Source organism: Nostoc sp. 'Peltigera membranacea cyanobiont' 232, assembly GCF_002245985.1.
Lineage (GTDB): Bacteria > Cyanobacteriota > Cyanobacteriia > Cyanobacteriales > Nostocaceae > Nostoc.
Window position 1 is genome coordinate 23713 of record NZ_NOLK01000082.1, and the last position, 11413, is coordinate 35125.

10 protein-coding genes and 1 pseudogene are annotated in these 11413 nt (G+C 42.5%); 3 read left to right on the top strand and 8 right to left on the bottom strand.

Going from position 1 to position 11413, the window contains the following annotated elements:
- Positions 1-143 precede the first annotated feature (143 nt).
- The 8 genes and pseudogenes from CDG79_RS42680 to CDG79_RS24070 all read right to left on the bottom strand — a co-directional run bounded on the left by CDG79_RS42680 (position 144) and on the right by CDG79_RS24070 (position 6827).
- Entirely contained in the window at positions 144-305 is a 162-nt protein-coding gene (locus CDG79_RS42680) for a hypothetical protein (RefSeq protein ID WP_189525105.1), read from the bottom strand.
- A gap of 143 nt (positions 306-448) precedes the next feature.
- The gene (locus CDG79_RS24035; RefSeq protein WP_223278292.1) at positions 449-694 is read right to left on the bottom strand and encodes a hypothetical protein; all 246 of its coding nucleotides are present in this window, start codon (positions 692-694) and stop codon (positions 449-451) included.
- Between the two features lie 395 nt (positions 695-1089).
- Positions 1090-1503 carry a hypothetical protein gene (locus CDG79_RS24040; protein ID WP_094344376.1) on the bottom strand — a complete coding sequence of 138 codons (414 nt, stop codon included), beginning with the start codon at positions 1501-1503 and terminating at the stop codon, positions 1090-1092.
- 106 nt (positions 1504-1609) lie between these two features.
- Positions 1610-3772, bottom strand: coding sequence for a strawberry notch-like NTP hydrolase domain-containing protein (locus tag CDG79_RS24045; RefSeq protein ID WP_223278293.1), 2163 nt, complete (start codon positions 3770-3772; stop codon positions 1610-1612).
- Between the two features lie 66 nt (positions 3773-3838).
- Positions 3839-4180 (bottom strand): hypothetical protein, encoded by a 342-nt coding sequence (locus CDG79_RS24050; protein ID WP_189525106.1) that lies wholly within the window; start codon positions 4178-4180, stop codon positions 3839-3841.
- A gap of 177 nt (positions 4181-4357) precedes the next feature.
- Positions 4358-4819 (bottom strand): hypothetical protein, encoded by a 462-nt coding sequence (locus tag CDG79_RS43995; protein WP_223278294.1) that lies wholly within the window; start codon positions 4817-4819, stop codon positions 4358-4360.
- Positions 4783-5652 (bottom strand): transposase, encoded by an 870-nt coding sequence (locus tag CDG79_RS41295; protein ID WP_223278295.1) that lies wholly within the window; start codon positions 5650-5652, stop codon positions 4783-4785. Before CDG79_RS41295 ends, CDG79_RS43995 begins: the two co-directional genes overlap by 37 nt.
- A 26-nt stretch (positions 5653-5678) precedes the next feature.
- Positions 5679-6827, bottom strand: a pseudogene (locus tag CDG79_RS24070) (IS630 family transposase).
- A gap of 175 nt (positions 6828-7002) precedes the next feature.
- Here CDG79_RS24070 and CDG79_RS24075 point away from each other — a divergent pair.
- From CDG79_RS24075 to CDG79_RS24085, 3 genes are all read left to right on the top strand, one after another.
- Positions 7003-7254, top strand: a complete 252-nt coding sequence (locus tag CDG79_RS24075; RefSeq protein ID WP_094344377.1) for a hypothetical protein — start codon at positions 7003-7005, stop codon at positions 7252-7254.
- Positions 7255-8033: 779 nt separating this feature from the next.
- A complete protein-coding gene (locus CDG79_RS24080) occupies positions 8034-9401 on the top strand; it encodes a DUF2252 domain-containing protein (protein ID WP_094344378.1) in 1368 nt (455 codons plus the stop codon).
- Positions 9402-9487: 86 nt separating this feature from the next.
- The gene (locus tag CDG79_RS24085; protein WP_223278296.1) at positions 9488-11194 is read left to right on the top strand and encodes a SulP family inorganic anion transporter; all 1707 of its coding nucleotides are present in this window, start codon (positions 9488-9490) and stop codon (positions 11192-11194) included.
- The last annotated feature ends 219 nt before the right edge of the window (positions 11195-11413 follow it).

Below are 11413 nucleotides of genomic sequence, written 5' to 3' on the forward strand. Positions count from 1 at the left end.
TGCTTTTGAATCTATCCCACTAATAATATTTGTGCTACAAAACTGAAGCTTATTGAAAAATGAAAATGAAAAATTAAGCTTTTGAAACACATTTTACGACAAAAAGTAGAGATTTTTAGAATAGTGGGATAGGTTCAAACAAACTACTCCGCATCCTGCCACCCGTCGATTGATGCCAGCAGTATATTAATCAAATGATTATCGATTAATTCCTTCAATGCTTCTGTTCCCCCAGCCTTCAACGCACCAATTACTCTTGCTTTCAGTGTCGGGTTACGCTCAATCTCATCGACTGCCTTAGCCACAACGCTCATCTTCTCGGGAGCAATGCGAAAAAGTGAGATCGGACTTTTATTCTCAGTTACGAACCTAGATTCTCAATAAAAACAGTTATTTGACTGCGATCGCACCCCTAAATATGTGATTTAGCACCTGAATTTTAAGCACCTCACAAAATCGCATTGCTCCCCATCTTCTCCAATGTGGTAGTCGTGGGGTTTGTCTGGCTTAATTGGTTGAGAAGTTGCTGAATATCGGCGGCGGCTTGGGCGAGATTTTGCTTTTGTTCGGGGTTATAGTTGGTGATGTTGCCGCCGATTTGTCCTGCATTTACCGTGTCGGCGTTGACTAGTCCACCTGCGAACTGGGCATTTGATAAATTAAAATTACTGTATATTGGATGTTCTTTAGACATGAGTTTTTGCTCTCTACTTTTTATAGATATAGTGATATAACTTAAAATAAGATAAAATCTTTAGATCAAATATATCTTTATAAAGATTTCACTATTTAAATTGATATAAAGTTGATGCTATTATGGTTATTTTAATTCATTATTCCATAAGTCGCTTTTAAATTGTCTTTTGTCCAAACATTCTGAAAATTTGAACTGTTATCAAGGATTACACAGACCGGGTTGATAGGAGTATTTTTTGATAAAGCTTGGTTATAAGTTTCAGCTTCTAAGTCGTTAATAAAAAAAGGGAAATTCTCTGTTAATTTCGCTTTTTCTTTATCATCTCCTACCCAAGCAAGAACTATTAATTCATATTCTCCTGCTTTGATCTCAAATTTTTCTCCAAAAGGATTCTAATCAAATCTAATAAATTTGCTGACTGTTGATTGACTAGGAAGCGGAATTGGTTGAGCTACTTCACTATTTTGTGCCTTATCATCTATATAAGTTATAAAAGTAGCAGCTACCATATCAAAATATTTTTTAGGGTTATCTTTACGACCGATAGCTAACCGTATTTGGGTTATTGAAGTTCCTTTTGATCTCCAATTATAGAAAGTTATAGGTAAAAAAAATGAAATACCTCCAAATACTTTATTGCCTTTAGCATCAGAAAAATAGCTGGGAAAAAACAGTAAGTTCTTTCCAACTAGCATTTTTGGGTCTGCTGGTCTAAAATAAGTATAGTATGCAACTATTGCTGATACAAAAAAACTAACCAAAGATATCACAATCCCTATAGATGCTAATAAATCAGATTGTTTCATAAAATTAATTACGTTAAAAATTAGTTGTAATAAATTATACAGTATATCTGCTGAATGTAGTTATAAATTTCCAGGTAGTTGAGTAGCCTTGAGCAATTCCATATAATTAGCATGATTTTTTCCGAATAATCAAAATTTTAAGCTCAAGCTTTATTAGACTGAGGCTCCGCGCCAGATACAGTCCCAAAGCCTTGAGATCCCTGGCTACGACTTCCATCGCGGCAATACCACCGCCCTCAATGGATTCCACAAAATCCTCACGGGAGGTAAACGGAAAGTCGCCAGTCTGCCAAAGTCCTAGCCGATTTGCATAAGACAGGTTAGAAACCTTCGTCGCTCCAGTCGCAGAGACATAGACAACCCGTGCCTGCGGTAATGCGTTTTGCAACCGCAGCCCAACAATGCCTTGCTGGGATGCTGCAACCATACCGAGTTTACCTTCCTGCGCCATCGCGTTGCCCATTGCATGGCATTCGTCGAAAGCGATCGCTCCCTCAAAGTCCTTGCCTGCCCAGTCAACAATTTGCTTGAGCCGACTTTTACCGTTCTTTTGGGATCGTAGGGTTGAATAGGTGCAAAATAGGATGCCTTGGGTGAAGGGAATAGGATCGCCAAGCTTAATGTTGCTCAGGTCGATAATATCTTTTTCATTACCTCCGAGGGCACACCAATCTCTACGTGCGTCCTCAATAAGAGCAGCACTCTTTGATACCCAGATTGCTTTTCTTCGTTCCTGACACCAGTTGTCGAGGATGATTCCTGCACACTGTCTTCCTTTCCCCGCACCTGTCCCATCGCCTAAGAACCAGCCACGACGAAATTTGACGGCATTTTCTTCGCCAGTTGCCGCTACAGTCACATTATCCCAAGAATCATCCACAATATAAGACCCAGACAGAAATTCACAGTGCGCCTGACCTGCGTAAATAACGCTTTCAAGTTGTGCCTCTGACAATAAGCCTTGTGTGACAATGTTTTGTGGAAGATGTGGTTTATAGGTTGGTGCTGGTGGCGAGACAAGTGCTAGGGCTGCACTTTCGCAAAGTAGGGAAGGATGAGGTAAAGCATCTTTAATTCGGATTCGTTGTGGGCGATAGGTTTCATATAAAGTATCTTTGAGTCCTTCAGTAGCAAACCACTCGACGACTTCGTATTCCAACACTACTATGTCGTCTGGAAGAGAGGAAACAGTTTCTGGTTGTGCAACTGTAGTGCGTTTTGGCAATTGAACAACTATTGCCTTCGCAGCAGCTTTGATATCTGAGCGTTCCCACGAAGACCTCTGTGCCAACTGCTCAATTAATGCCAGTATTTCAGGCAGATCCAAAGTTTCAGTAATACAAGGGATTTCGCTGGAGTCAGCCGGAACTTTGTCGATCACTGTGATTCTGGTATCGATTTGTGTACCATGTTTTGAGTACACCTTGCCGTTAACCCCAACAGATAGTAGAACTCGCACTTCCGATTGCCACTTAAGGAAAGTCTCTCGCCAGCTTGGGTTAGCCGGAGAGAACCAATTGGCTGTGATTGTAACCAGCCGCCCACCGTCAGCCAGTCTTTGCAATGCCGAGTTGATATGCCTTTTTGTTGCGTCGGGATTACGACTGTTGATTTTGGGAGATGCAGAGAAAGGTGGATTCATCAGAACAACTGAGGGCTGAGTCTTGCCAACCAGATAGTCGTTAATTTGTTCCGCGTTTACTGAGAATAATGGTGTACCAGGGAATAATCGCCGCAGAATCTTACTTCTATCGGGTGCAAGCTCGTTGAGCATCAGACTTGCACTGTGCAGTTTAGCCATTTGTGCTAACAAACCAGTTCCGGCACTTGGCTCCAAAATCAAATCATCAGCTTGTATAAATCCTGCTTTGGCTACCAGATAAGCAAGCGGCAGAGGGGTGGAGAATTGCTGAAGCTGTACTGATTCTTCACTACGGCGAGTATGCGTTGGGCACAGGGCTGTTAATTCTTCTAATTGTTGCACAACCACTTGAGGTTGTAGTGATAAAATCTTAATTCCCAGATGACGCAGATATAAGATTTGCGCCACTTCAATAGCTTCGTAAGCGTCTTTCCATTGCCATGCACCAGATGCGGCAGTGCCTAGAAAATAGCGATTCATCTGGGCTTGGATTGTCTTGGTGGAGATAGTCCGTTGCTCAATCAGTGATTTGGTGAGTTCTTGAGCAACGTTGAGGATTGATTGCCCATAATCCAGAACTGTTTCTAGGTCAAACAGAGTTCCTTGCGTGGCTATAAGGCTGACCATATCTATTATATGAATACATCACTTTCGCTTTGGCGTAGCCGTTTGACCCGGATTTCTCACCGATGCTCAAAGCCTGTGCAAGTGCCGGTTCACTAGTGGGAGCAGAGGAGAGTTCAATGTGCCAAGTTCTTTCCCCTCCGCCCCTCTGCATTTCAAACTTGTGAGGAATGCGGGGGAAATCTTCTCAAATGCGATTGCCCTTGGAGTGGCTTGTGGTTGGATTTCCTGTTGTGGAGTAGGTTGTGGGGAAGTTGCAGAAACTTTGGGCTGTTCAATAACCGATGGCTCCCATCCGATTGGCGGCAAAGGTACAACCCACAAACCATCTATGAAATCGAAAACCATCAGCGCAACAAAGCTCATAACGACTGCTTGGATCGTCAAGGTGAGAGTAGCTTGGATATCCATGATTAACTCCAAATGTTTGTGATTTTTCAATGTAGTGAGGTGTTGCAGTTGGGTTTGGTCGTTGCAACTCTCACTCTGGCTTTGGCGTAGCCATGAAAATTCCTATTCACAAAAGGGTGATTATGTTTACCCAGAGCATTGAAATCTTGTATCCCCTCAATACTTCGGGGTAGAGAATTATTCTGGCATCCATGACCAACCAAATGGGTTAGAAGAAGATTTTTCACGAATAATAGTACCCAAACAGGGAATATCACCAATTTTTAGAATCCGGTCACGCATATACTCAAAAAAGCTGACACCTAACTTGCGAGTAGTGGCAACAAGGGACATAAAAATATCCCATGCTTTCGTACCAAGTTCTGTTTGGGTAGCATAGCTAATATTGCGTCGCTGCACCATAGTCCTAGCAGCCAACTCCGCAGGATTATTATGCAAAGGTAATTCTGGATGCTCCAAAACTTGAAGCAACTCAGAAGCTTTAGCGGCAGTTAATCGTTTTCGCTCATCTAACTGCTCGTAAGCAGTTTCTTTGCTAAAAAGCGTCCAAAATTCAGACCTAAGTTCCGAGGCTTTATCCGGCAGTGGAGAATCTCGGTAAGCTAATAATTTTCGGTAGTATATCCAGAATTTTTCCAAAAAGTCATCAAACGGTCTTTGTTTCGTGTTGTCTGATATATTGTATATAAAGGGTTACAAATTACATTCGTTGTATGGTTGACTCCAGCTACACGCGCTCCGGTTTGGTCAAAATGCTGCCACGGACTACTTGCTAGACCTGATTCGTATACTTCTTTATACTCTGCAACAAAAACTTCTTGATTTTTGATTAATAAATTTGATAGATATCCCGCACTCATCGAAATACCAATATCTTCTAAAAATTCCAGAAGCTTCCCTTGCGTCATGTTTCCGCCGTAATACAGACTCATTACTAAGGCTTTTATTCCCGGACCGAATTCTCCGTCGTAACCTTCTGGTACGGGTGCTAAATAAGTTTTTCCTGTTTGCGGTGAGTAGTATTTTTGTTTACGGAATAATACGTTGTCTGTTGTCAGCAAAATGTCTTGGATGATTACTTCTTCATAACCCTTAAATTCTGCATCTGGTGGTAGTTTTTCTTTTGGGTAAGTAACTATCTCTTCTCGATCTACTTTTATAGTCTCGTTTTTACTTCTTTTATGATGTTCTGTTGGAGTTTTTCGTTCTTTTTCTGATGAGTGGTCGTTTTTAAACCCTTTCTTCTTATCGGCTTTGATGTCTGGTTTACCTTGTTCGCCCTTGAGACGGTTATTTTCATCCCGCAATTTTTGATTTTCTTCACGTAGCTTTTCTATTTCTGCTTGTTGCTGTTCTATCAGGTTAAGTAATATTTCTACTGTCCGACGCATTGATTCATCTGCAATCTCTTTGGTATCGATAGTTTGCAGCAGTGCAGATCCTAAGTTCTCACTAGATGATTTTTGCATCATATGTCATAGTTTAAGCTAATCGGCATTTAAATTGCAACATAGCCACTATTGTCCTTGTTTTTTATCTTTCGATGCCACTTAATGACTAACTCACCCTGATTTAATAGTTTATCTAATAAAGACTTCAACTCATCTACTGATTTAAATAGACGATGAGCAATGTATTCCTTACATGAATACCAGACTAATTCGATGATATTGTAGTCAGGACTATATGGAGGTAAAAATTCTAGTATGAAGTTAGGGAGTTCTTGAGAAATTTTAGTGAGAATATCTTTGCGTTTATGAAAACTAGCATTATCTAAAATTAGAATAATCCTGGGGCCATGCTCCTGAAAATTCTCGGCGCAATTCCCTTGACTTATCCATTCTTCTTTAATTAATTTATTTAGTTGCTGTAACTGTTCATAGAAAATATCCCCCTCACCTTTTTTAATGAAAAAGCATACCCGTTTTCGATCTCCTTCTCTAATTCCTCCCATGACATTGACCGGAGGCGGAGCGTCTCCGGCTCCGCCCGACCACGCCGACGTTGACCTGTAAGATTTTTGCGTTTTCCTCGCTTACCCCAATTCTTCCGGCGAATCACACGCAAACTGAACCCACTTTCATCCCAAAACCATACCTGCATTTGCTCGGGCTGCTCTCTTGCTATTGTTAAATATTGGGCAAGCTTCTCTTGAAACTTTGCTCTAATTAAAGGGTCTTGTTTGTCTTCAAGGTCATATTTAGCCCAGATATAACTATACTTTTTTCGCTTTAATATCCTCCTCACTTGAGAACTACTTAAATCAATTCCTGTTTTTTCTGTTAAATATGTAGCTAATCTCTCTGCCGTCCATCGACCAAATTCATAACCTAAATCTGATGGTTCTTCATCAACTGTTTTTAATAACAGTTCAATATCCTCAGGAGTGGCTTTTCGGTTATGTTTATACTCTCGTTTATTTTTGTATTGTTTGTAGGTTATCTGGATCTCCATGCATACACCAATATGCTACTGTCCTTGGGGAACATCCCAAAAATCTAGAAATTTCTTGTTGTGTCCTGCCATCATTTTGGAGCAAAATAATTAAAATTCTTTCCCTGACGTGCGGTAGTTCGCTCTCCTTAAGAGCTTGCTGCAACTGAGTAACTTGTTCCGAAGTTAAAAAGTTTTTGGCTGGTGGTGGCATAGTTATTTTCAAGCGACTCTGCATTTATATTATGCAGCTTAAATGCCGATTAGCTTATAACGCCATGTCTACCAATTTGCATTCTGATTTTTTCTTTCTACCCCGTTTTACCGAGTGGATACGAAATCTTCTTAGCAAAAGCTAAGATCCAAAAAGTTACTAATTGCAATAAGCAATGGCAAGCAAAACAATCGATGTCCGAGAGTACACTGTCAGAGCGCACAAGCGGGAAATTCACACTCGCGTTTTTAACTTCGTATGTAAGCAGTGTGAGCAACCCACACAAAGAGAAACTTTTGGTGTCCGACCACTCTACTGTGAGCAATGCCGTCCGCCTCAACCTCCGAAGCAATCGAAAGTAGTCCCTATAGGCAAGAGGAAACCCAGAGCGATGAACTATAAGAGTGGGAAGGATATAGCGGGGTGATTTTTTGTTTTGAGGTAAGGGCAATTACACGAAAGTGAATGAAGCAGCAGCTATGTGTGAGGTTACGGCAGTTGCATCAAGTGGCAAGGCGTGACGAGGCTGTGGATTCGCTGTTGCAGGGGTTGGGTAAGCCAAACCGCATCTTTATCTTTCACCGTTGCAGGCAAAGCTGTTAGCGGCTGTTGAGAAAGAGTACAACTTTGTATGGAGACAGCAAAAGTAAAATTGATTCTTAATGCAACAATTCAACAATTGACAGCTGTAGAAAAAATCCGTAGGTCTGATGCAAAAGCCCAAGCAAGCGATTAGTAGCGCGTCAGCGATCGCCTTTTGGCTATGCATTACTCAAAAGAGTAAGAGGCTAGAAAGTAAATATAGTAACATCCGTAATAGGTTAAGATAAAGTTGTCAATAAGTTAAAAGACTCAAAATACCCTTGATCGGAATGATAATCGTGTATGGGGAGAGGGGGAGGAGCAATCCCGCATTTCTCACAAGCTTGAGGGAAGGAGCAGAGGGGAAAGAACTTTTACAATAACTCTCCCCTGCACAAGCATAGGCTTTGAGCATCGGTGAGAAATCCGGGGAATGCACCTCCTCCTGCTATATAGCAGTTGAAAATCTAGTCTAAACCCCAGTGGAGACAGACTGTTAGTTCGGCATCGCTAACCTAAAAATTCTGTTGACGAACCCGATATTCTGGATAATATCAATCAATTACTATTACTTATTGACAAGAGCTAAATAGCTTTAACCTCTCACTGATGGGTCAACCCTAAATGCAAAATCAGAACTTATCTTCACAGTGGCTCTCTCGTGCTGAAGGTAGCGCGATGGGAAAAGCCCTACGGGATAAAGTGCCGCGATCTAGCCATGAAGAGTGGAAACCTGCCGCCAATCGTCCTGACTCAGTTGCGCTGCTGGAGGAATCCAACCAAGGAAGATTGCTGGAATTAGTACCGATTCGGTATGGACGAATGCTGGCATCTCCTTTTGCATTTCTGAGAGGGGCAGCCAATATCATGGCAGCCGATCTGAGCGAAACTCCAAAGACTGGAATCAAAGTTCAGACTTGTGGAGACAGCCATTTGTCGAACTTTGGTGGATACGGTACACCAGAGAGAAATCTCGTCTTTGATGTCAATGACTTCGACGAAACCCTTTGGGCCCCTTGGGAATGGGATGTTAAGCGTTTAGCTGCAAGCATTGTGGTAGCAAGTAGATACCTCAAACTAAAAGACAAAATTAGTTGGGCAGCAGCGATCGCATCTGTGCAGTCTTACCGAGAACATATAAATGAGTACGCCCAAATGACTGCTCTGGAGGTATGGTATGCCCACATTGGGGTGGAATCGCTACTCACTTTTACTTCTCACACTAAAGAACTAAATATTGTCAAAAGTGAAGTGAAAAAAGCAAGGGCGTTCAAGCCTGTTTTTGATCTGGATAAATTAATCGAAACGGTGAAAGGACAGCGCCGTTTTATTGACAATCCTCCCTTATTATTCCATCCGTCACCTGGAGATCCGCTTGCATCAGAAATGTTATCCGTTTTTCATAAATATCGGAAAACCCTACGTGAGGATTCCCGTATTTTACTAGACCAATATCAGATTGTTGATGTAGCAATGAAGGTAGTGGGTGTTGGCAGTGTCGGTACACGCTGTGGTGTTGCCCTCCTGGTGACAGGGGATAATGACCCTTTATTTCTACAAATTAAAGAAGCTCGTGCTTCAGTACTGGAACCCTATGCCGGGAAAAGTAGTTATGAGAACCATGCCCAACGGGTTGTAGCAGGACAGCATCTGATGCAAGAAGCAAGCGATATCTTCCTGGGCTGGACAAGGGGCGATAGTGGGCATGACTTCTACCTGCGGCAACTCAGAGATATGAAAACTTCCGTCGAGATTGAAGGAATGTCGGAGACAGATTTGAAGGGCTACTGCCATTTATGTGGTTGGGCACTGGCGCGGAGTCATGCCCGTTCGGGGAATCGATTCATTATTAGTGGTTATCTCGGTCAGAGTGACACATTCGATCGGGCGATCGCTAATTTTGCAGTAGCTTACGCCGATCAGACCGAGAGGGATTACAAAGCACTAGCTGATGCAGTTGCAGCAGGGCAGATTAAGGCAATCGAGGAATAATTTTGGACAAGGATTTGAAAAAGAGGAAAAGGGGCAGGGAGCAGGGAGCAAGGGGAATAGAAAAGAATTGGGATTCGACCCCATCTTTGAACGTAAATACAGCCCAGCATCCAACTAAAAAGCGATTTCGCCTGTTTCAGGGAATTTTACCAATGGCCGGAGCCAGAATTGGGAATGATATCGTTGCGGGTATTGTGCTAGCAGCACTAGGCATTCCAGAAGTCATGGGATACACAAAGATTGCCGGAACGCCCATTGCCACAGGTCTTTATACACTTATTCTTCCAGCCTTGGCGTTTGCGCTCTTTGGATCTTCTCGCCATCTGGTGGTCGCTGCCGACTCTGCAACAGCTGCAATCCTAGCGGCTGGGCTATCAGGCTTGGCAGTGTTGGGGAGTTCCCAATATTTAGCCGATTCAGAATTAGTCGCCATTTTAGTAGCTGGACTTTTACTGTTAGCACGCCTGTTTCGACTGGGTTTCCTAGCGGATTTTCTGTCGCGTACCGTGTTGGTAGGTTTCTTGACTGGGGTAGGAATTCAAGTAGCGATCGGTCAATTAGGTGGGTTGTTGGATCTTAAGGGTGGGGGAAATAATCCAATCCAGCAAATCATTAATACCTTTGAAGGTCTGCCCCATGCTAACCCATTAGCGATCGCGATCTCTCTAGCAGTCTTGATTACCATTAAACTATGCGACAGATTGCTTCCAAAATTTCCAGGTGCGTTGCTGGCTGTAATAATAGCAATTATTGCCAGTTGGCTGTTTAACTTTGCCAGTCATGGTGTGATGGTAGTTGGATCTATCCCCAGTGGAGTGCCATCCTTTGGGTTGCCCACTGTTGTTCTGAGTGAAATTCCGCAAGTATTTGGCATTGCCCTATCGTGCTGTATCGTCATTGTTGCCCAAAGTGCAGCGACCTCACGCGCTTACGCCTTCCGATACAACGAAGACTTTCAAGAAAATATTGACCTTGAGGGTCTAGCTCTGGCGAATCTGGCGGCGGGGATGAGTGGAACCTTTGTAGTCAATGGTAGCCCAACCAAAACTGAAATTGTTGACACAGCAGGAGGACAAAGCCAAGTAGCTCAACTGACTACAGTAGCAGTGGTGTTAGTAGTCATCCTCTTCTTCACTCAACCAATTAGCTATTTGCCGAATGCGGTTTTAGCAGCAATTGTATTTTTGATTGGGCTAAAATTGATTGACATTCAGGGAATGCAGGCAATATTTTCAACCCATCGTGACGAGTTTTATCTTGCGCTTGTCACTACTGGTACGGTTGTTTTTATCGGTGTTAAAGAGGGTATTGTTTTAGCAATTATTTTGTCGTTGATCTTGCACGTGCGTCATAGTTACCGACCTCATTCTGCCATCATTATTCCCGATGCTCAGAGATTATGGCAGCCGATTCCTGTGCGTATTGGGAGTGTATCAGCATCTGGTCTGATCGTTTATCGGTTTAGTAGAGACTTGTTTTATGCTAACGCCAGCTTCTTTTCAGAGGAGGTGCAAAATCTCGTGAAAAATGCGGAATCACCCGTGCAGTGGTTCATTCTGGAGTCCAGAGCAATTACTGAAATTGACTACTCCGCATCCCAAACGATTCGGGATGTCGTCAAGGAATTATCCCTTCAGAACGTAACTTTTGTCCTGTCGGGTCTGCCGCCAGAGGTAAAAGTCCAATTCGATCTGGACGGGCTGACAGATTTAATCGGTGCTAATCGGTTTTTTAACCACTTAGAAGAGGCGTTGGCGGCTTTCCACGAAGTTGGCAACGAACAATCAACTTAAATGAATTACAAGTCACTGTGCGATCGCTCATGAGCGACTAATGGACAAACTAGTACAGCACGGCGGAAGTAAACCACACATTTTAAATGTATCCCACATTCCGCACTTCAACTTGAAGTATAAAAAGATTACAGTCAAGATAAAAGCGAAAAGTCAGGATAATTAAGAAAATAATACTGAATTAATATGATGAAGGACGAGAAATAATCAAACATAAAA